The organism is Salinivibrio sp. VGrn1, assembly GCF_009377995.1.
GTDB lineage: Bacteria > Pseudomonadota > Gammaproteobacteria > Enterobacterales > Vibrionaceae > Salinivibrio > Salinivibrio siamensis.
This window is the reverse complement of record NZ_SATA01000006.1, coordinates 1-20,511: the sequence shown is the minus strand read 5'-3', so window position 1 is coordinate 20,511 and position 20,511 is coordinate 1. Positions and strand designations below refer to the sequence as shown.

Sequence of the window (20,511 nt, the reverse complement as noted above, 5' to 3'; positions counted from 1 at the left end):
GGGATCTCATCTTTATATGGGTATTCGTCGCACCTTGCATGGCTACCGCCACCCGTGCGCTAATCTACTAATTGTTGCAAATAGGGGAATAGATCGCTGGCCAATAACCCCCGTTCACCTGCCTCGGCCGCCTTATCACCCGCTTTGCCATGAAGATAGCACCCCAGAGCCGCGGCAGGAAATAAGTCTACGCCTTGCGCCAGAAGACTGCCTATGACACCCGACAACACATCGCCCATTCCCCCAGACGCCATGCCAGGGTTACCGACATTAGCAACAGCATAATTTGTGCCATCATATACGATTGTTCCCGCTCCTTTAAGTACGGCAACGCCACCATAACGCGTGTGTATCGCTTTGACGGCAGCAAAGCGGTCAAGTTCCACTTCTTTGGTTTCACAACCTAATAAGCGCGCCGCCTCACCGGGATGTGGGGTGAGGATCCAGTCATCGCGATGTTGTGGCTGCCGCGCTAACTTATTGAGGCCATCCGCATCAATCACCTTGGGCGTCCGGGCACTCATGGCGATCGTCCACAACGCATCCGACCACGCACTCTGGCCGAGTCCCGGGCCAATGACCAAATGTGTTGCCCATGCCAACGTCTCACTGAGTGATTGGCCGGGCTCCCAACCTTGCGTCATCAGTTCTGGCTGACGTGTTACCAGCATCAGGGTATGCGCTTTTTGCGTCACCACTTTGACAAGCCCGGCACCGGTTCTTAACGCCGCTTGCGCTGACAAGGCCACTGCGCCCCCCATGCCCTGGTCGCCCCCTAAACACAGGACGCGACCGAATTGTCCCTTGTGTGCGCTGCGTGAGCGTTTAGGTAAATGCTGCTCGACCCAGTCATCACGAACAAGGTAACCCGCAGGGGTGGACTGACGCGAGAATGCTGTCGCGACATTCAGGCCCGCAAACATTAACTCACCGCGATGGGCAACCGCTTGGCCGGTGAGCAATCCTTGCTTTAACGCAATCAAGGTGACGGTCACATCGGCGTCAATAGCCACGCCTTTCACACAGCCACTATTGGCACAAAGCCCAGAGGGAATATCTACTGCAACCACAGGTACCGCCGCGAGGTTGATGGCGCTGATCGCCTGAGCAAACTCCCCCTCCACGGCACGCGATAATCCGGTACCCAAGATAGCATCGACCACCACATCGAACTGGCTGATCGTTGGTGGGTGTTCAACATAGCTACCACCACAATCTTGCCACTCTTGCCAAGCGGTCGCCGCATCACCCTCCAGTTTGCTTGGTGTCACTAGCGACCACACGGTAACGCTTAACCCCGAGGATTTGGCAAGCCGCGCAATCACATAACCATCACCCGCATTATTACCGGCACCACATACGATTAATAGTCGAGCCGCATTGGGATAATGTTGATTGATACAGTCAAACACTGACTGCCCAGCACGTAGCATTAGCTGATACATGGGAATCGACAGTGCACGCGCGACCGCTTGCTCGCCTTCACGAACTTGCTCTGCGCGATAGAAACTCTGTGGTAAACTTGTCGCCATTAAGTGCCTCCATTGATTGTACTGCACCACCCAAGGCCTCAGGATCTATCGCTATGTCGCAACCCAAGCCCGATGCATCCATTGATTTCGACCAACTTGCCCAACGTATCAAGCAATGGGGGCAAGCGCTAGGCTTCCAGCAAGTGGGGATCACGGATGTTGATCTCAAGCAACATGAAGCGCAATTACAGCGCTGGCTCGACAACGGGTATCACGGTGAGATGGCGTGGATGGCCAGACATGGCATGATGCGTGCGCGACCGGACGAACTGGTGCCAGGCACAGTGCGCGTGATCAGTGTGCGGATGAACTACTTGCCGCCTAACGCGGGCTTTGCCCAAACACTGGCAAACCCTGATTTAGGATATGTGAGTCGTTACTCGCTGGGACGTGATTACCATAAACTGATTCGGAATCGACTCAAAAAGCTGGGCCAACAGATTGAGGCTGAAGTGGGCCCATACGGATATCGTCCTTTTGTCGACTCTGCACCTGTTTTAGAGCGCCCGCTCGCGGAGAAAGCCGGCTTAGGTTGGACAGGCAAACACTCCCTGATCCTCAATGATGAAACCGGATCCTGGTTCTTTCTCGGTGAGTTATTGGTGGATCTTCCTTTACCCGTCGACACCCCTGTCGAGAATCAGTGCGGTAAATGTGTTGCCTGCATGACCAGTTGTCCCACTCAAGCAATCGTCGCAGAAGGCGTGGTCGACGCGCGCCGCTGCATTTCCTACCTGACTATCGAATATGATGGCGTGATCCCCTTAGAGTTTCGCCATGCCATCGGCAACCGTATCTATGGTTGCGATGACTGCCAGCTGGTTTGTCCGTTTAACCGTGAGGCCGAGATCACCTTAGAGGCTGATTTTCATTGTCGCCCCAGCCTCGAGCAACAGCCACTCACCACGCTGTTCAACTGGGATGAGGAAACCTTCTTATCACTAACACAGGGGTCGGCGATACGTCGCATCGGGATCCAAAAATGGCGGCGCAACCTAGCGATTGCCATGGGCAATGCCCCCTTCAATCAAGCGATCATCGACAGTCTCAAGGCGCGGCTCGGTGAGGACAAGCTGGTTGACGAACATATTCACTGGGCGCTCAGCGAACAAGAGAAAAAACGACAGCGTATTGATGTCAAACCATTACCCACAGGGACGCGTCGTCTCGTGCGCATTATAGAAAAAGGATTGCCTCGTGACGCTTAATCGGAGGCTTACAAGCGGAAGATGACGCTATTCACATAATGTGGAAAACCGTCACGCAATGCGCATTTATGGTGCGCTTTTTGATAGTTAAACACATTGATGGTGCATTAAGCGAGCAAGATCACGTAAGTGAATAACACTGTGGAAAAGCGTTAGCTAACCTGAAAGAAAACCATGTATTTTTCTTATTTTACAAGCATTTAAGGTATGTTTGCGTTTATTTCACATGTGCAACATAGATACCGTGCCTGATGATAAGATAACCAGCACCGTACACAGCAACAAATCCATTAACTGGTTTATCCACAACGCTTTCTCTGTGGATAAGTCTGTGCAGTATTGGTAAAAACCGCGCCACCGTGCGCTTTCAGAGAAAGCATGGACGGATGGGATTTGTGTAAGAAATGATGCTTCACAGCATTAAAGATGGCGCTATCTTAAACGCCACACTGGTGGTTAACCAAGTGATTGGAGCGACACACGGGGTTCGAACCCGTGACCTCAACCTTGGCAAGGTTGCGCTCTACCAGCTGAGCTAGTGTCGCTTATTCCGAATTGTTGTTTGGAGCGACATACGAGGTTCGAACTCGTGACCTCAACCTTGGCAAGGTTGCGCTCTACCAGCTGAGCTAATGTCGCATTGCTGATGCATTACATCGCATTTTAATTTGGAGCGACACACGAGGTTCGAACTCGTGACCTCAACCTTGGCAAGGTTGCGCTCTACCAGCTGAGCTAGTGTCGCTTAGATCGACCTGATCAACATCAGATCGATATTAATTTGGAGCGACATACGAGGTTCGAACTCGTGACCTCAACCTTGGCAAGGTTGCGCTCTACCAGCTGAGCTAATGTCGCTTTCAACAGACGATTCACGTCGTTAGGGCTGCGAATTATACGAAGAAAAAACCGGGTTGCAAGTGCTGGTGAGCAATTTTTTGGTTTTTTCTTTTAATCGCTCAAAAGAGCATCAGATCGATGGCTGACCCATCAGATCGTTAAGATCCTCTCTCGATAGAAGCGTAATTCTGCAATTGATTCTCGGATGTCGTCAAGCGCTAAATGGGTTCCCTGTTTAGAGAAATCATTCAACACCTCAGGTTGCCATCGACGTACCAGCTCTTTTAACGTACTCACATCCACCGTACGGTAATGAAAATAGCGCTCGAGCGCTGGCATGTGGCGATAGAGGAAGCGTCGATCTTGCCCCACACTATTACCGCAAATCGGTGACGCGCCAGACGGCACCCATTGCGATAAGAAAGCGATGGTCTGCTCAATGGCGGTTTGCTCGTCAATATCACTCTGTTGTACGCGCGCCACTAAGCCAGACTGGCTATGGGTACGCGTGCACCAATCATCCATTTTGTCGAGCTCGCTTTGCGGTTGATGTACCGCCAGGACGGGCCCCTCAGCCAGAATATTCAACTGTGCATCGGTGACAATTGTCGCGATCTCAATGATCTTATGTGTATCCGGATCCAGCCCCGTCATTTCCAGATCAATCCAGATTAAATTGTTTTCACTGAACGCCATTGAACTTGCCTTTTTTATCGATAAACCATGTATCATACTGTGCTTGATATGAAAGCCAACTTAACCGATAAGAGTCAACGTGGCAAAAAAGAAAAAACTGACGAAGGGTCAACTGCGACGGGTAAGATCCAACCAACAACGCCGGATCAAAGAGAAAGATACCGATCTGCAATGGGAAGATGCCGCACTGGAATCCGCGCGGGAAGGGCGGGTTATCACGCGGTTTGGACAACATGCTGATATCGAAGATCCCGACACAGGTAAGATACACAGATGCAATATTCGTCGCACTGTCCATAGTCTGGTCACTGGCGACCGTGTAGTATGGCGACCCGGTAAAGAAGCGCTCGATGGCTTTGCTGGCGTTGTGGAGGCGGTGCATGAACGTGACTCCGTGCTCACTCGCCCCGATTATTACGATGGGGTCAAGCCCGTCGCGGCGAACATTGATCAGGTGGTGATCGTGGCCGCTATTTTGCCCGAGCTGTCGCTCAACATTATCGACCGCTACCTTATTGCCTGTGAAGCACTGGATATCGCGCCCCTGATTGTGATCAACAAAGTCGATTTGTTGGATGAAGAGGGCCATGAGATGGTCGATGATCTGCTCGATATCTATCGAGATATTGGTTATCCCCTCGTGATGGTCAGTGCGGACTCGGGCGAAGGCATGTCAGCGTTGATGACACACCTAGACCAGCATGTGAGCGTCTTTGTTGGGCAGTCCGGCGTCGGGAAGTCCAGTTTGGTCAATACCCTACTCCCCGATGTGCACGCGCATACGCATCAGGTATCGGAAAATTCAGGGCTTGGTCAACATACCACCACCGCCGCACGCTTGTATCATTTTGATCAAGGCGGCGATCTGATTGACTCCCCCGGCGTCCGTGAGTTTGGCTTATGGCATTTAGAACCGGAACAAATTGCTCATGGCTTTGTCGAATTTCGTGATTATTTAGGTGGCTGTAAGTTCCGCGATTGCAAACATGGCGATGATCCTGGTTGCCTGCTGCGACAAGCGGTCGAAGACGGACACATTAGTGTCGAACGTTTTGATAGCTACCATCGCATCATTGAGAGCATGAAAGAAGCCAAAGACAACCGTCAGTTCTCGCGGAATAAGCAACACTGAGCGATTGTCACTTTACTGACAGATTCGCTACACTGCGCGCCAGTAAAAGGCACGTCACTGACATCAACAACCCGATAATTGGTTAGGACTACACTGTGCGAGACGATTTGAAAGTCGGCCTACAATACCTTACGCCGAAACACGCGTTGACCCGATTGATGGGGAAACTTGCTAACTTGAAAGCGGGTTGGTTCACCACCGCTGTGATCAAATGGTTTATCAAGCAATATCACGTGGATATGAGCGAAGCAAAAGTGAGCGATCCCAGCCACTATCGCACCTTTAATGATTTTTTCGTTCGCGAGCTGAAGCCGGCGCTGCGCCCCATCGATGGCGACGAGGCAACGCTGGTCTTTCCGGCTGACGCCTGTGTCAGTCAAGCAGGCGCGATTGAACAGGGCCGCCTGATTCAAGCCAAAGGCCATAGCTTCTCTCTGACCGAGTTAGTGGGCGGAGATGACACGCTTGCGGCGCAATTTGACCAAGGCGAATTCGCCACCTTGTACCTTTCTCCTCGCGACTATCACCGCGTTCACATGCCGTGTGACGGTGTGTTGCGAGAGATGATTTATATTCCTGGCGATTTGTTTTCAGTGAACCCACTGACGGCAGAAAACGTGCCAAACCTCTTTGCGCGGAATGAGCGCGTCGTGTGCGTCTTTGATACCGCGTTTGGCCCCATGGCACAAATATTGGTCGGCGCCACCATTGTTGGCAGTATCGAAACCACGTGGGCCGGGACGGTGACCCCGCCAACCGGTGGCAGTATTCGTCGTTGGCAATATCCAACCGACGGTGAGCAGGCGATGCACTTTGCTCAAGGAGAGGAAATGGGCCGATTCAAACTGGGCTCTACCGTGATTAACCTCTTCCCGAAAGGGGCGGTACGCTTTGATGACGCCGTCTTACCTGGTGAGCCGACACAATTGGGGCAAGCTTACGCACACCGCCAGCACTAACGTCCCGCTAAAAACCTGAGAAAAATGTGAAATATGGGGCATTTATGCCCCTTTTTTGTGTCGAAATTCGGATATTTTTCCCGTTAATCCAAGATAAAGCGCCGTATGATACGGATATTCCATTACTGATAATAAGGCGCACGCGACTCTTCGCGTCTAAGGCGGAACGCGCTCGCCCATCCATGACGAAGGAGCGTATTTGTGGTTAATGCTCGTTTTATCAAATTGCTGGTCGCCCTCGGCTTACCGCTGTTACTACTGTTAGTCCCTACCGATTGGTTACCCATTGCTAACCTCACTATCATTCAGCACCGTTTGTTAGCGATATTTCTGATGGCGGCCTTGCTGTGGGTCCTTGAGCCTGTGCCGGTGTTTTCAACCTCGTTGCTGATCATTACCCTGCAGTTGGTGATGATATCCGATAAAGGCTTACACTGGTTTCGCGGTATCACACTGCATCATCCTCGCGGAGACTTAATTCCTTATACCGACATTCTCAGCGCCTTTTCATCCCCTATCATTATTCTGTTTATGGGCGGGTTTTCACTGGCTATTGCCGCATCAAAATATGAACTCGACATCAATTTGGCACGTGTGCTGTTGAGGCCGTTTGGTCACCACCCTAAATTTATCATGCTTGGCCTGATGCTGATTACCGCGGTATTTTCGATGTTTATGTCAAACACTGCCACCACGGTGATGATGCTGGCCCTATTAACGCCAATTATCGCGGTGTTACCCAAAGGTGATCCTTTGGTCAAGGCACTCGTGCTTTGTATTCCCGTGGCAGCGAATACCGGTGGCATTGCCACACCTATCGGCACACCACCTAACGCTATTGCCTTACAGTATTTAACGGGGGAGTATAAAGTCTCTTTTCTGGGTTGGATGCAGATGGGCCTGCCTTTCGTGATCGTTCAGCTCACCTTCGCCTGGTGGCTATTACAACGGCTCTTTCAGAGTCAACAAACCCGCGTGAACCTCGCTTTAGAAGGGCGTTTTTTACAAAGCTGGCAGGCTTACACTGTCTATATCACCTTCGCCCTCACGATCGTGCTGTGGCTCACCACCAGTTTGCATGGCATGAATACTTATGTGGTGGCGGTGATCCCACTGGCGATTTTTACCCTCACTGGCATTATTGGTAAGCCAGAGCTCAAACAAATTAACTGGGATGTGTTGTGGCTGGTCGCTGGCGGGATTGCCATGGGGATCGCGCTCGACCAAACCGGCCTAGCCGCGGCGCTCGCTCATGCGGTCGATTACAGCCTGCTTACCGCCATGACGGTGCTGGTTACCTTGTCGATTATCTGCTGGCTGATGGCGAACTTTATGTCCAACACAGCCACCGCTAACCTCTTAATGCCGATAGCTGCGGCCATCGCGACCTCCATGCCCGCACTGGGAAGCATTGGCGGTATGCAGGGGCTATTGATTGTGGTCGCTTTTTCCGCTTCCTTGGGGATGATACTGCCGGTCTCGACGCCACCCAACTCCCTAGCATATTCAACCGGATTTATCAGCAGTCAAGATTTGGTCAAAGTCGGTATCATCTTAGGCATAAGTGGCTTAGGCCTAGTTTATACCGCTGTCCTCTTACTCACATGACAATCGTTTAACGATTGAGACACAAAACGATAGATTCGCCCCAGAACGAGAAAATTGATATTTTTCATCCGCTAAAAATGGGATAACACTGATGATGTGAGTAAGACAGCCAGCTGAGCTTTGAGGATAAATCCACTTTTTGCAAAATTCTTTATCCCTCATCGACTCAAGCTTTCTACAATTAAGCAGACACTCAATAAGAAAGTGTCATCAAAACGTGGTAGTACGAGGGATCTTTAATGAAATTCACCATCAAGACCAAAATATTGCTTGCTGTTGCTTTGGTCGTTGCCTTAGTCAGTGCAGTACAGGCATGGTTTTCGGTTAACCAATTGGAACAAGAGACGCAGCAAAACGTCACTGAGCAAATGCGCGATGTCGGTCTTTCCACCAGCAACTTTATCGAAGAGTGGCTAGATATCCGCAGTGACATGCTAGTCGCCAATGTGCCACTGATTGCGACCCAGCCGAATGTCGATCGTGAATTATTGCTGACCAAGCGCCAGGGTAACTTTCTCACCGTTTACGCCGGCTTTGCAGACGGCTCGATTGCTTATGGTGACAAAACAGAAAGCTGGCCGGCCAATTATGACCCGCGGACTCGACCTTGGTACAAACAAGCCAACGCCGCCAATGAGCTCATTATCACACCACCTTATGTCGATGCCAATGGTGCCGGGATGGTGATCAGTTTTGCCAAATCGTTCAATCAACGCTTTGAGGGCGTTATCGCGGCGGATCTCTCCGTTGACGCTATTGTGCAAGAAGTGCTCAACGTGCGGTTACCCAACCAAGGTTTCGCCTTTTTGGTGGACGGGAATAACAATGTCGTCGCTTATCGGGATACCGCGCTCAGTACCAAAGCGCTCACCGAGGTTGACGATGAGCTCACCCCCGCTTTTATCCAAAAGGCTCGTAACAGTGACGCACTCGCGAGCATTACCTTTGACGGTGACGGAAGAGAAAAGCTGCTCGCCGTGACGCCCGTTGAAGGCGCTGACTGGAGCCTTGGCGTGGTACAAGACAAAAAGTTGGCGTTTGCGTCTGTCTCAGAGCAGATTGTGTCCACCTTGGTCACGTCAGTGATTCTCTTTGTGATCATTGCATTGATTGCCGGCGCCCTTATCCACCGGATGTTAGCCCCCCTGACCCAACTGACACAGGCAGTGAGCTCGCTGTCAAAAGGCAGTGGGGATCTGACTCAGCGCCTTGATATTGTCCGTAAAGATGAAATCGGTGAGCTAGCCGGGCACGTCAATGCGTTCCTTGAGCAGTTACAAGCGATGATAGGCCGCAGCGTCACCCAGAGTGTCACCTTATCGGATCGCGCAGACCAATGTCGCAATCTTGCTCACCAGTCCAGTAGCTTGGTGGGGCAGCAACAAGGCGATGTCGATCAAATTGCTACCGCCATCCATGAGATGTCGACCACCGCCAACGAAGTTGCGAGTAACGCTGAACAAACCGCTCGCTCTGCCCAAGAAGCGGAGAGCTCTTGCCGTGATGGATTAGAGGTGGTGGAGAGCAACCGTGATGCCATTACCCAACTGGCGGAGCAAGTGGAGCAAGCGACGGATGTGATTCGAGAGTTGGATACCAATTCACAAAGCATCAACCAAATCATCTCCACCATTCAGGATATTGCTGAACAAACCAACCTACTCGCGCTTAACGCCGCCATTGAGGCCGCCCGAGCCGGCGAACAAGGTCGTGGCTTTGCTGTCGTCGCCGATGAAGTGCGTGTATTGAGTCAGCGTACTCATGACTCCACGGAAGAGATCCGTAACATGATTGAAACGCTACAAAACACCACTCAACGCGCGGTGGATGGCATGACCCAAAGTAATGATATGGCGACCTCAAGTGTCGAGCGCGCGGCCTCAGCGAGCGAGAAACTCAACGAAATCACTCGTGCAATTGGCGACATTTCTGAGATGGCGGCACAAATTGCCAGCGCGGCTGAAGAGCAACGTGCGGTGACCGAGGATATCAACCGCAATACCCAAGCGGTGCGTGACCTATCGTTAGAGATCCACCAAAAATCCAATGAAACGGGCGAGCAAGGTGAGCAAATGGCGCAAGATGCGCAAGAAATGCACAACGACCTCTCCAAGTTCAAAGTATAACCTGAGCCACTGCAGTCTGCCTGCCTGGGTAGGCAGACTGTCACTGGCAGAAAGATCACAGATTCATCCATCTTCTTGCGCTTTGCCGCTGTTGTGACCGCATTTTGTCTTATCGATCCAACTTTAGTGCAAACGTTGCGTATACACTTGTGACACTTTTCAAGCAGATGGAAATGTGTCTATGCCCAAGCCAACCATTAAGCTAAAAATCATTGTGGCGATTGCCTTTATCGTGGCCTTGGTCAGTGCGGTACTTGCCAGCATTTCTGTGCGTCAACTCCAAAGCGAGACGACCAGCAGTATCACCAAGCAAATGCATGATGTCGGGGATGCCACCGTCCAGTTTATCGATAGCTGGCTGAGTACGCGCGCCGATATGCTATTGGCAAACGAGTCACTGATCGCCAATAAGGCTAATGTGGATCGCGAGCTTCTTGTCACCAAGCGAGCGGGGCATTTTCTCTCCGTATATGCCGGCTTTGAAGATGGCCGTATCGCCTACGGTGATAAAAGCGAAGATTGGCCCGCCGACTATGATCCGCGCACTCGCCCTTGGTATCAAAGCGCCAGTGACGCCAATGGCTTAATCATTACCGAGCCCTATCAAGATTTCGACGGCAGTTTGGTGGTCAGTCTCGCCAAGGCCTTCAATGGCCAATATCAAGGCGTGCTGGCTGCCGACGTCACCGTCACCGATATTGTCGAGCAAGTGTTAAATTTGAAACTCAGTAATGGCTTTGCCTTTCTCGTCGATGGTGACAACCGCTTAGTGGCGTATCGCGACACAGATCTCAGTCGCCAACCCCTCACTGAGCTGGATGAAGAGCTCACCCCGACATTTATGGCCAATGCAAGCGCACAACGCCAACTCACCACCTTTGAGCTCAATGGCAAAGAAAAGCTACTCGCGGCTATCGAAGTACCCAATACCGATTGGACCTTGGGTATCGTTGAAGACAAGACGCAAGCCTACGCCTCAGTATCAGAGCAAATTACCTTTGTGCTGATCGCCTCAGTGATTTTGTTTATTGTGATTGCCTTTGTCGCCGGCGCGTTAATCAAACAACTGCTAAAGCCATTAGGCGAGCTGACAGGGGCCGTGCGCACGCTCTCTGCAGGTGAAGGCGATCTGACGCAAAGGATCAACATCGCCCGCCAAGATGAAATTGGCGAATTGGCTGAATACGTCAATGCCTTCCTCGCTCAGCTCCAGCAAATGGTGGGTAAAGCAGTGAACCAAAGCATGACGCTGTCAGAAAGCGCGGAAGAGTGCCGCACCCACGCCCTGCAATCCAGCCAGTTGGTTGATAAACAGCAAAATGACGTTGACCAAATAGCGACAGCTATCCACGAAATGTCGACCACGGCCAACGAGGTGGCCAGTCATGCTGAAGATACGGCCTCATCGGCGCAACAAGCGGAGCAGTCATGCCAAGAAGGGTTGAGCGTGGTCGGCGATAACCGCAATGCCATCACTCAGTTGGCCGAGCAAGTGGAGCGAGCCACTAATGTGATCCGCGAGCTGGATGAAAATGCACAGAGTATTAACCAAATCATCGCGACGATTCAAGGGGTGGCAGAACAAACCAACTTGCTTGCCCTAAACGCGGCGATTGAGGCAGCGCGGGCAGGCGATCAAGGGCGCGGTTTTGCGGTAGTCGCCGATGAAGTGCGCGTGCTCAGCCAGCGTACCCATGACTCCACCGAAGAAATTCGCAACATGATTGAGACGCTGCAGCACACCACGCAGCGCGCGGTCGATGATATGACTCAGAGTAACGAGATGGCGACATCAAGTGTGGAGCGCGCCGAAGCGGCCAGTGAGCGCCTGAATCAAATCACCAGCGCCATTGGTACTATCTCAGAAATGGCGATTCAAATTGCTAGCGCCGCCGAGGAGCAGCGCGCGGTCACTGACGATATCAATCGCAATACCCAAGCGGTGAAAGATCTATCTTATGAGATCCACCAGCAAGCCAGTGCTACCGGCAATCAGGGAGAAAGCATGGCGCAAGCCGCGCGGGATATGCATCAAGATCTGTCAAAATTTAAAGTCTAGGTGAATGCCCTTTCAGACGCCGCCGCAAGGCGGCGTTTTTCTTATGGCGCTACGCGCGTGAGACAGGAAACGCGGTCACCGCATCAATGTGATCACAACCGAGCGCGAGCATCACAAGACGATCGATCCCTAGCGCGACCCCTGCGCAATCAGGTAGGCCACTTTCCAGCGCTGACAACAAGTGCTCATCGATAGGTTGTGGTGGTAGACCGCGAGCCACACGTGCCGCATTATCCGCCTCAAACCGCTGTCGCTGCTCGTTGGCGTCTTGCAACTCATAAAAGCCATTGGCCAGCTCAATCCCTCGGTAATACACCTCAAACCGATGCGCAACACGCGTGTCTGCTTCGCTGATTTTAGCCAGCGCGGCTTGCGATGCCGGAAAGTCATAAATAAAGGCGGGCGCCTGCTGGCCAATATTCGGCTCCACCATCACCGAGAAAAGCAGCTGCAGCAAGGTATCTTTGTCGGTTTCATCCTGAGTGATATCGGTGAGCCCTTGGGTGGCAGCCAGTGCACGCAACTGATCAATCTCCGCAGTGAGAGGGCACAGTCCGGTGAGAGATTCAAACGCCGTTTGATAGCTCATCCGTGTCGCAGCTTGGCACCTCAGCACCTGTTGTAACAAGGCATCCATTTCGTCCATCAAGTCATGGTGGGTATAGCCAGGTTGATACCACTCCAACATCGTAAACTCGGGGTTATGGTAGTGCCCCGCTTCTTCATTCCGAAACGCTTTGCTGATTTGATAAATAGCCCCACTTCCAGCGGCTAATAGCCGCTTCATATGGAACTCTGGACTGGTCATGAGGTGCAAGGCGACGCCGTCAGCAAACCCCGGTCCCACCAAAGACGTTGTGAAACTATGAAGGTGCACATCGGTCACCGCCGCTTGACTCAGTGCTGGGGTATCCACTTCCCATACATCACGAACGGCAAAAAATTGACGGATACGGGCTATGATCGCAGCGCGCTTTTTTAGTTGTGACACGCTTGCCGTTGGCTGCCACCGATTCCTCTCACTCATACGTTTACCCTTGCGCTCTCTGATGGCGCCAGTCTATCGCTGCCGCCTGGAATGACAAGTGCTCACCACTGCTGTCACACAACAATGATGTGTCACACGACGCATTTTCTTGGTGAGTATTTCTCATTTTTACAAGAGAGGCAGGCACTTAACGACTAACATCACACTTTTATGCAATTTAACACCCATGCCCGCAAAATCACGGCAATTCCCCGACTGAGTCAATTTTTACTGTGCGTAGATTGCCTACCATGACAGCAGAACAATAAACAAGCCAAGCACTGGCTTTCCCTACACTGGAGGATGAACGTGCAGACCCTCACCACAGACATTGCAGTTATCGGCGCTGGTGGCGCTGGACTGCGCACGGCCATTGCGGCCGCTGAAGCTGACCCTTCTCTCAATATTGCGCTGGTGTCTAAGGTCTACCCCATGCGCTCCCACACCGTGGCCGCAGAAGGTGGATCGGCTGCCGTCATCAAGGACGAAGACAGCCTAGACAACCACTTCAACGATACCGTGAGCGGTGGCGACTGGTTATGCGAACAAGATGTCGTCGATTACTTTGTCAAACATTGTGCCCATGAAATGGTACAACTCGAGCAATGGGGCTGCCCTTGGAGTCGAAAAGACGATGGCAGTATCAATGTTCGTCGGTTTGGCGGTATGAAAGTGGAGCGTACATGGTTTGCTGCCGATAAAACCGGCTTCCATATGCTCCATACCCTATTTCAAACCTCGACCAAATACCCACAAATCCAGCGTCTCGATGAATACTTTGTGATTGATTTGATTATCGATGACGGGCAAGTACAAGGCTTGATTGCCTTGCACATGGCAGAAGGCGAGCTGGTCTGTATTAAAGCCAAATCGGTGGTGTTAGCCACTGGCGGTGCGGGACGCGTGTACAGCTGCAATACCAATGGTGGGATTGTCACCGGGGATGGCATGGCCATGGCTTATCGCCACGGTATTCCGCTGCGTGATATGGAATTTGTCCAATATCACCCCACAGGACTGCCTGGTACGGGGATCTTAATGACCGAAGGCTGCCGTGGCGAAGGTGGCATTATTGTCAACAAAGACGGCTACCGCTACCTGCAAGATTATGGACTCGGGCCAGAAACACCCGTCGGTCAACCGAAAAACAAATACATGGAGCTCGGCCCACGCGATAAAGTCTCACAAGCCTTTTGGCATGAGCAGCAAAAAGGCAATACCATCAAGCACACGCTCGGTGACGTTGTTCATCTCGATTTACGTCACCTCGGCGAAGACTATATTCAAGAACGGCTGCCGTTTATTTGTGAGCTCGCCAAAGCCTATGTCAACGTTGACCCCGCCAAAGAGCCGATCCCAATTCGTCCCACGGTGCACTACACCATGGGTGGCATTGAAACGGATGCCCAAACCGAAACGCGCGTTAACGGCTTATTTGCGGTTGGTGAGTGCTCCTCCGTCGGTTTGCACGGCGCGAATCGACTCGGCTCAAACTCGCTCGCTGAATTGGCGGTATTTGGTCGTTTGGCGGGTGAAGGCGCAGCAAAACGGGCAGCGGCCTTCACAGATTGGAATCAAGCGGCGATTGATGCCCAGATTCAGAACGTCAAAGCGCGCATTGATCAGTTGCTGAGCAATCAAGGCGAAGAAAACTGGGCGGATATTCGCAAAGAGCTTGGCGAGACAATGGAAGCGGGCTGCGGTATTTATCGTCGCGAAGATCTGATGCAAGCCACCATTGATAAAATCGCGGAACTCAAAGCACGCTATCAGCATGTTGCCATCCAAGACCAAGGGAGTGTGTTCAATACTGACCTACTCTATGCCATTGAAGTGGGCTATGGCTTGGAAGTGGCCGAAGCTATGGCACATTCTGCTATCCAGCGTAAGGAGTCTCGCGGGGCCCACCAACGCCTTGATGAGGGCTGTACCGAGCGTGACGATGAAAACTATCTCAAGCACACCTTAGCTTTCTACCAACCTGACGGCCGTCCTCGCATTGATTATGGCGATGTCAAAATCACCAAGTCACAACCACAAGCGCGGTTGTATGGTGATGCGGCAGAACGCGCCAATGGTGGCAATGTTGACTCAAAAGAGGAGCACGCATCATGACGCAAACTACCTACCAGGTCTCAGTGCTCAGATACGATCCGGCAACGGATGATGCGCCTTACTCGCAGTCTTTCGTTGTACCCGGCGATGAAACCATGTCGGTCTTGGATGCGCTGGGGTATATCAAAGACAACCTCGATAAGTCGCTCTCTTATCGCTGGTCGTGTCGCATGGCCATTTGTGGCTCATGCGGGATGATGGTCAATGGCGTGCCCAAGCTCGCTTGCAAAGCGTTTTTACGTGATTACGCCAAAGGGGTGGTGATTGAGCCTTTGGCTAATTTTGCGATCGAAAAAGATCTCGTTGTCGATATGACGCCCTTTATTGAGCGCCTTGAAGCGATAAAGCCCTATATCTTGGGTAATGATCGTCGCCCTGAAGACGGGCCCAACACGCAAACGCCTGAACAAATGGCACGCTACAAACAGTTTGCCGCTTGTATCAATTGCGGCTTATGCTACGCCGCCTGTCCTCAGTTTGGTCTCAATCCCGACTTTCTTGGTCCTGCTGCGATCGCGCTGGCACACCGCTATAACCTTGACAGTCGAGACAAGGGGAAAGCCCAACGCATGCCTCTGATTAATAGTGATAATGGCGCATGGGGGTGCACTTTCGTCGGCTACTGCTCAAAAGTGTGTCCGAAAAGTGTTGATCCTGCGGGTGCGGTTAACCAAGGCAAGGTGGCTTCCACCCAAGATATGGTGATTGCCATGTTTAATCCTAATAAAGATGGGCAGGAGGTAAGAGGATGAGTAATCGCAAACCCTATACACGCCCCATGCCTCGTACTTGGTGGCTCGAACATCCGTTCTACCGCTTTTATATGGTGCGAGAAGCGACAGTACTGCCTTTGGTCTTTTTCACGCTTAGTCTCACCGCTGGGTTAATTTGCTTGGTTCAGGGACCGCAAGCGTGGCAAAGCTGGCTGGATTATATGGCCCACCCGGTTGTGATTATCTTGAACCTGGTTGCCTTGGTCGCCAGCCTGTTTCATGCCACCACATTTTTTAGCATGATGCCGCAAGTGATGCCGATTCGCATTAAAGGCAAACTGCTCGACGGTAAATGGGTGGTTGGTGCGCAATGGGCCGCGGTCGCGGTGATCTCACTGATTGCTCTAGTGCTCATTTAGGAGGTGTTATGATCGATCCCAAACCCAAACGTTCTGATGAGCCCATTTGGTGGAGTTTATTTGGCGCCGGGGGGACCTGGTTCGCGATGTTTACCCCGGTGACTGTCTTGATTCTGGGGGTGCTCATCCCACTTGGCGTTATTGACCCATCCGCATTGAGCTATGACCGTGTGATGATGTTTGCTGATCACTGGCTGGGCAAATTGCTGATCCTCGCCACGCTGGCGCTACCAATGTGGCACGCCATGCACCGCATTCATCACGGGCTGCATGATTTGAAGCTGCATGTGGGGTTAGCAGGCAAAGTGGTGTGCTATGCCATCGCTTTTGCCGTCAGCATTGCCGCCGTGCTGTTGGTGCTTGTCATTTAACGAACACCGACGGCCCGTCATAATAAAAAAGCCCTGGCCTATATCAGCTCAGGGCTTTTTCGCGGTATCGTTACTTAACCCGTCCAACGTACTCACCCGTACGGGTATCGACTTTAATCACTTCGCCGATTTGAATAAACAAAGGCACGCGAACCACAGCGCCTGTGCTCAGTGTCGCTGGCTTACCACCCGTGCCTTGCGTATCACCTTTCAAACCTGGATCGGTTTCCGTCACTTCGAGTTCAACGAAGTTAGGTGGAGTAACCACGATAGGGTCGCCATTCCACAGTGTAAGCGTACAAGTGTTGTTCTCGACTAACCACTTGACGTTATCACCCACTGCGCTCTCATTAGACGCAATTTGCTCAAAGGTTTCATTGTTCATGAAGTGATAGAATTCACCGTCTGTGTACAGGTAATCCATATCGACTTCAATCACGTCGGCCGCTTCAACGCTGTCACCCGATTTAAATGTTTTCTCTAGTACTTTACCGGAGATCAACTTACGGATTTTGACACGGTTAAAGGCCTGACCTTTGCCTGGCTTTACGAATTCATTTTCGGTAATGACACACGGCTCGTTATCGAGCATAATTTTCAAACCGCCGCGGAATTCATTAGTGCTGAAAGACGCCATCTTGATCCTCTTAACATCTTCGAGTTTTCACAAATGTCGCACATCATAACCCGAATCCAGCCTGCTGTTGAGCGAAACTGGATCAAAGAACTCGCAGAGGCGATCACAGATCCCAGTGAACTGCTGCAAACGCTTGAAATTTCACCAAAGGGGTGGGAGGCCGGCTTTGCCGCGCGCCGTTTGTTTACACAGCGCGTCCCACGTAGTTTTGTTGCCCGAATGGAAAAGGGCAACCCTAATGACCCGCTGCTTAAGCAAGTGCTACCAGTGGCAGACGAGTTTACTGAGGTTGACGGGTTCAGCGCTGACCCACTGGAAGAGCAAGATAATGCGATTCCTGGCTTGTTACACAAGTACCACAACCGTGTGTTGCTGATCGTTAAGGGAGGCTGTGCCATAAATTGCCGTTATTGCTTCCGCCGCCATTTCCCTTATCAAGATAACAAAGGCAGCAAACGCGTGTGGCAAGGGGCGCTGGATTATATCGCCGCTCATGCAGAGATAGACGAAGTGATTTTATCTGGTGGTGATCCGCTGATGGCAAAAGACGAGGAGCTCGATTGGCTCATCAGTGCTATCGAGCAAATAACGCATGTTAAACGGCTGCGTATTCACTCTCGCTTGCCCGTAGTGATCCCTGCGCGCCTCACTTCCGCACTGACCGAGCGCTTATCGCGCTCGCGTTTACAAGTGGTAATGGTCACCCACATCAACCATGCCAATGAGATCGATGACGAATTAAGCGACAAACTCCACGCATTGCGACAAGCGGGGATCACGCTGCTCAACCAAAGCGTGCTTCTCAAAGGCGTGAATGATAGTGCGGATGCGTTGGTGGCACTGAGCCAACGACTGTTTGAGGCTGGCGTTTTGCCTTATTACCTGCATGTATTGGATAAAGTTCAAGGCGCCGCCCACTTTTTAGTCTCGGACGATGAAGCGCGCGCATTAGTGCAAGACATTATCGGCCAGCTTTCAGGCTATTTGGTCCCCCGACTGACCCGAGAAATTGGCGGGCGAGCCAGTAAAACCCCGCTTGATCTACATTTAGAGTGAATAATCAGTAACTTAATTAATATACGCTGTTGATTTATTTTTAATTTAATGGCTTATTAAAAAGAAAGCTCACCACAAGGATGTGTTATGTCTCTGATTATTCGTCAATACCACGCCGACGACATTCCGGCGATACGTGATATCTATGCGCAACCCAAGGCCCAAGCGGGCACCTTACAACTACCGATGCCAAGCCTCGCCATGTGGGAAAAACGGCTTAATAACGTGCCAGATGGCGTATACCCATTGGTTGCCGAGCTAGAAGGTAAAGTGGTCGGCAACCTAGGCTTAGTCATTGCCGCGAACCCGCGCCGTCGCCACGTCGCAGATATTGGCATGGGCGTTCATGATGCTTATCAAGGCCGCGGCATTGGTAGTGCACTAATGGAAAAAGCGATCGATTTAGCCGAAAACTGGTTGAATATGTCACGGATCGAGTTGACCGTATACACAGATAACACAGCGGCTATCCATCTCTATCAACGCTTTGGCTTTGAGATTGAAGGCACCGCCAAACAGTTTGCGTTCCGCAATGGCGAGTTTGTCGATGCCCATTATATGGCACGTAATCGCTAACCAAGCCATTCAGGCATGCTATCGGGCTTAGCGTAGCTCAGACGACCAACACGATCAGTGGTATGGTAGCTGTCTAAGCCACTCAAAGCGACGGAGCCTGCTTGCTCAATATCGACAAAACCATCATGGCTGATACAGCTATCTGGAACATGTGCCTCAATGATCTCACCCACCAACAGGTGGGTGCCATTGATCGCCATAGTGTGCTCTTCACGAAGAATGAGACCAAGACGTATAGCAGCCTCTTGAACATAAGGCGCATTAATGCGCTCGCGCCATAAAGGAGTCAACCCCACTTGCTCAAATTCAGACACGCCGTGTGGGTAGCGTGCTGACGTTTGATGCGCCGCGACAACCATCTCCTTTTGAACATGGTTGAGAGTATAAACACCTGTTTCTCTGATATTTGCTAACGTATCTCGCGGGACGGTATCAGGGCGGATAATCACCCCCATCAACGCAGGGTTTGCCCCTAAGTGAAACGCAGAACTCACAATGCATAGATTTGTCTGCCGACTCGTATCACTTGTTCCCAGTAGGTTCGCCGATTTAAAACCTGACAAGCTATTGACGAACGCCGCACGGTAGCGCTTCTCCATGGCCAATATATCATCTCTTTCATACACGCTTAGGGACATAAGTATCCTTATTCAAGTTGGCACCGCTGGCAACGGGCTTGGCCCGTTAACAACGCAGATATTCGATAACGATGGCGGGCGAAAAACAAATAGGCTTTATCCGCAAACCAGGCAATGCCAGGCCTACGTAACCACTTAACCCAATGCCCTTTGCCTACCGCTTGCCATGCAGCATAAGTAGCATCTAAACCATACACCATCTGTCCTTGACTATCTTTGGCGTGCAAAATGCGATTAGCGGCATTGGGATCCACATCGGGGAAACGTGCTGCAAAATCGGGATGATGGATATCTTCCAGTATGAGCTGTTGGTTTTTATCCCAACGTGACAGCTTGCGCATTTCCTTGACGCATAACGGGCACAAACTGTCATAAAATAGCGTCACCATAAACGTCCCTCCTAATTTCGTTTTAATACGCATAACGACATCGGTACGATCAGGTGTTTACGCCTATCCAGCATGGATAAAACCCACGTCAGCCAGTACTCAGCATAGCGATCCAAGCCTTATACGGCCTATTAGGTAGTCAGAAATGTGGAAAAGTGTCGGTTGGTGTCTGTGTGATAGGCGTTTTGAAGCGAGGCGCATAGGGCTGATACACCCTCAAGATACAAAAAAGCCCCGACCGTGAGGTCAGGGCTTGGTGTTTTCTCATCAAAGTCTTACATCTATTTGCTTTGATGATTAAATTGCGAGCTATGCGCAATGAGTTTTGAAGCGAGACGCACAGTGTATGCCAATACATGAGCATCGCAGCTATCAAAAATCGCAAGCAATAGGCGCAATTTATAATCAAA

At 51.3% G+C, this 20,511-nt stretch carries 18 protein-coding genes and 4 tRNA genes; 12 read left to right on the top strand and 10 right to left on the bottom strand.

Translation table 11 applies throughout. The features are described 5' to 3' along the window. Positions 1–59 precede the first annotated feature (59 nt). Positions 60–1,532: an NAD(P)H-hydrate dehydratase gene (locus EHW56_RS10375; protein ID WP_152796129.1), complete on the bottom strand. Its 1,473-nt coding sequence runs from the start codon at positions 1,530–1,532 to the stop codon at positions 60–62. Positions 1,533–1,612: 80 nt separating this feature from the next. Here EHW56_RS10375 and queG point away from each other — a divergent pair, with 80 nt between their 5' ends. Next, positions 1,613–2,740 (top strand): tRNA epoxyqueuosine(34) reductase QueG, encoded by a 1,128-nt coding sequence (gene queG / locus EHW56_RS10370; protein ID WP_158010030.1) that lies wholly within the window; start codon positions 1,613–1,615, stop codon positions 2,738–2,740. Positions 2,741–3,209: 469 nt separating this feature from the next. Here queG and EHW56_RS10365 read toward each other — a convergent pair. The 5 genes from EHW56_RS10365 to orn form a co-directional block, all read right to left on the bottom strand. Further along, positions 3,210–3,285, bottom strand: a tRNA-Gly gene (locus tag EHW56_RS10365). Positions 3,286–3,303: 18 nt separating this feature from the next. Then, positions 3,304–3,379 (bottom strand) — tRNA-Gly (locus tag EHW56_RS10360). 30 nt (positions 3,380–3,409) lie between these two features. Then, a tRNA-Gly gene (locus EHW56_RS10355) sits at positions 3,410–3,485 on the bottom strand. Between the two features lie 37 nt (positions 3,486–3,522). Continuing rightward, positions 3,523–3,598 (bottom strand) — tRNA-Gly (locus EHW56_RS10350). Positions 3,599–3,730: 132 nt separating this feature from the next. Next, positions 3,731–4,276 carry an oligoribonuclease gene (gene orn / locus EHW56_RS10345; RefSeq protein WP_046074388.1) on the bottom strand — a complete coding sequence of 182 codons (546 nt, stop codon included), beginning with the start codon at positions 4,274–4,276 and terminating at the stop codon, positions 3,731–3,733. Positions 4,277–4,355: 79 nt separating this feature from the next. On the opposite strand from orn, the gene rsgA reads away from it, so the two are divergent. The 5 genes from rsgA (at position 4,356) to EHW56_RS10320 (ending at position 12,160) form a co-directional block, all read left to right on the top strand. Next, positions 4,356–5,408: a small ribosomal subunit biogenesis GTPase RsgA gene (gene rsgA, locus EHW56_RS10340; RefSeq protein WP_046074389.1), complete on the top strand. Its 1,053-nt coding sequence runs from the start codon at positions 4,356–4,358 to the stop codon at positions 5,406–5,408. A 158-nt stretch (positions 5,409–5,566) separates the two neighbouring features. Continuing rightward, the gene (asd, locus tag EHW56_RS10335; protein WP_152799775.1) at positions 5,567–6,367 is read left to right on the top strand and encodes an archaetidylserine decarboxylase; all 801 of its coding nucleotides are present in this window, start codon (positions 5,567–5,569) and stop codon (positions 6,365–6,367) included. A gap of 201 nt (positions 6,368–6,568) precedes the next feature. Beyond that, a complete protein-coding gene (locus tag EHW56_RS10330; RefSeq protein WP_172970026.1) occupies positions 6,569–7,975 on the top strand; it encodes an SLC13 family permease in 1,407 nt (468 codons plus the stop codon). A 239-nt stretch (positions 7,976–8,214) separates the two neighbouring features. Next, positions 8,215–10,101, top strand: a complete 1,887-nt coding sequence (locus tag EHW56_RS10325; RefSeq protein ID WP_077667695.1) for a methyl-accepting chemotaxis protein — start codon at positions 8,215–8,217, stop codon at positions 10,099–10,101. Positions 10,102–10,282: 181 nt separating this feature from the next. Continuing rightward, the gene (locus EHW56_RS10320) at positions 10,283–12,160 is read left to right on the top strand and encodes a methyl-accepting chemotaxis protein (RefSeq protein ID WP_152796131.1); all 1,878 of its coding nucleotides are present in this window, start codon (positions 10,283–10,285) and stop codon (positions 12,158–12,160) included. A 49-nt stretch (positions 12,161–12,209) separates the two neighbouring features. Here EHW56_RS10320 and epmA read toward each other — a convergent pair whose 3' ends face one another. Further along, positions 12,210–13,187, bottom strand: coding sequence for an elongation factor P--(R)-beta-lysine ligase (epmA, locus tag EHW56_RS10315; RefSeq protein WP_152799679.1), 978 nt, complete (start codon positions 13,185–13,187; stop codon positions 12,210–12,212). Positions 13,188–13,496: 309 nt separating this feature from the next. Here epmA and frdA point away from each other — a divergent pair, with 309 nt between their 5' ends. Genes frdA through frdD form a run of 4 tightly spaced genes read left to right on the top strand, consistent with a single transcriptional unit; the run spans position 13,497 to position 16,805 of the window. After that, positions 13,497–15,302: a fumarate reductase (quinol) flavoprotein subunit gene (gene frdA, locus EHW56_RS10310; RefSeq protein ID WP_077667701.1), complete on the top strand. Its 1,806-nt coding sequence runs from the start codon at positions 13,497–13,499 to the stop codon at positions 15,300–15,302. Then, positions 15,299–16,054 carry a succinate dehydrogenase/fumarate reductase iron-sulfur subunit gene (locus EHW56_RS10305; RefSeq protein WP_069361570.1) on the top strand — a complete coding sequence of 252 codons (756 nt, stop codon included), beginning with the start codon at positions 15,299–15,301 and terminating at the stop codon, positions 16,052–16,054. Before frdA ends, EHW56_RS10305 begins: the two co-directional genes overlap by 4 nt. Further along, the gene (gene frdC, locus EHW56_RS10300; protein WP_046074396.1) at positions 16,051–16,434 is read left to right on the top strand and encodes a fumarate reductase subunit FrdC; all 384 of its coding nucleotides are present in this window, start codon (positions 16,051–16,053) and stop codon (positions 16,432–16,434) included. The genes EHW56_RS10305 and frdC overlap by 4 nt, the downstream gene beginning before the upstream one ends. 8 nt (positions 16,435–16,442) lie before the next feature. Continuing rightward, positions 16,443–16,805, top strand: a complete 363-nt coding sequence (frdD, locus tag EHW56_RS10295) for a fumarate reductase subunit FrdD (protein WP_046074397.1) — start codon at positions 16,443–16,445, stop codon at positions 16,803–16,805. 70 nt (positions 16,806–16,875) lie between these two features. On the opposite strand, the gene efp is transcribed toward frdD, so the two are convergent. Then, positions 16,876–17,442, bottom strand: a complete 567-nt coding sequence (gene efp, locus EHW56_RS10290) for an elongation factor P (RefSeq protein WP_046074398.1) — start codon at positions 17,440–17,442, stop codon at positions 16,876–16,878. Between the two features lie 33 nt (positions 17,443–17,475). Here efp and epmB point away from each other — a divergent pair, with 33 nt between their 5' ends. Together epmB and EHW56_RS10280 are read left to right on the top strand one after the other, a co-directional pair. Then, on the top strand, positions 17,476–18,498 hold the full coding sequence (epmB, locus tag EHW56_RS10285) for an EF-P beta-lysylation protein EpmB (protein ID WP_152796138.1): 1,023 nt from the start codon (positions 17,476–17,478) through the stop codon (positions 18,496–18,498). Positions 18,499–18,585: 87 nt separating this feature from the next. Then, positions 18,586–19,074 (top strand): GNAT family N-acetyltransferase, encoded by a 489-nt coding sequence (locus tag EHW56_RS10280; RefSeq protein WP_152796140.1) that lies wholly within the window; start codon positions 18,586–18,588, stop codon positions 19,072–19,074. Here the strand turns inward: EHW56_RS10280 and EHW56_RS10275 are convergent. Then, entirely contained in the window at positions 19,071–19,712 is a 642-nt protein-coding gene (locus tag EHW56_RS10275) for a flavin reductase family protein (protein ID WP_046074401.1), read from the bottom strand. The two genes, EHW56_RS10280 and EHW56_RS10275, sit on opposite strands and share 4 nt — an antisense overlap. A gap of 8 nt (positions 19,713–19,720) precedes the next feature. Beyond that, the gene (locus tag EHW56_RS10270; RefSeq protein ID WP_152796142.1) at positions 19,721–20,101 is read right to left on the bottom strand and encodes a thiol-disulfide oxidoreductase DCC family protein; all 381 of its coding nucleotides are present in this window, start codon (positions 20,099–20,101) and stop codon (positions 19,721–19,723) included. Between the last annotated feature and the right edge of the window lie 410 nt (positions 20,102–20,511).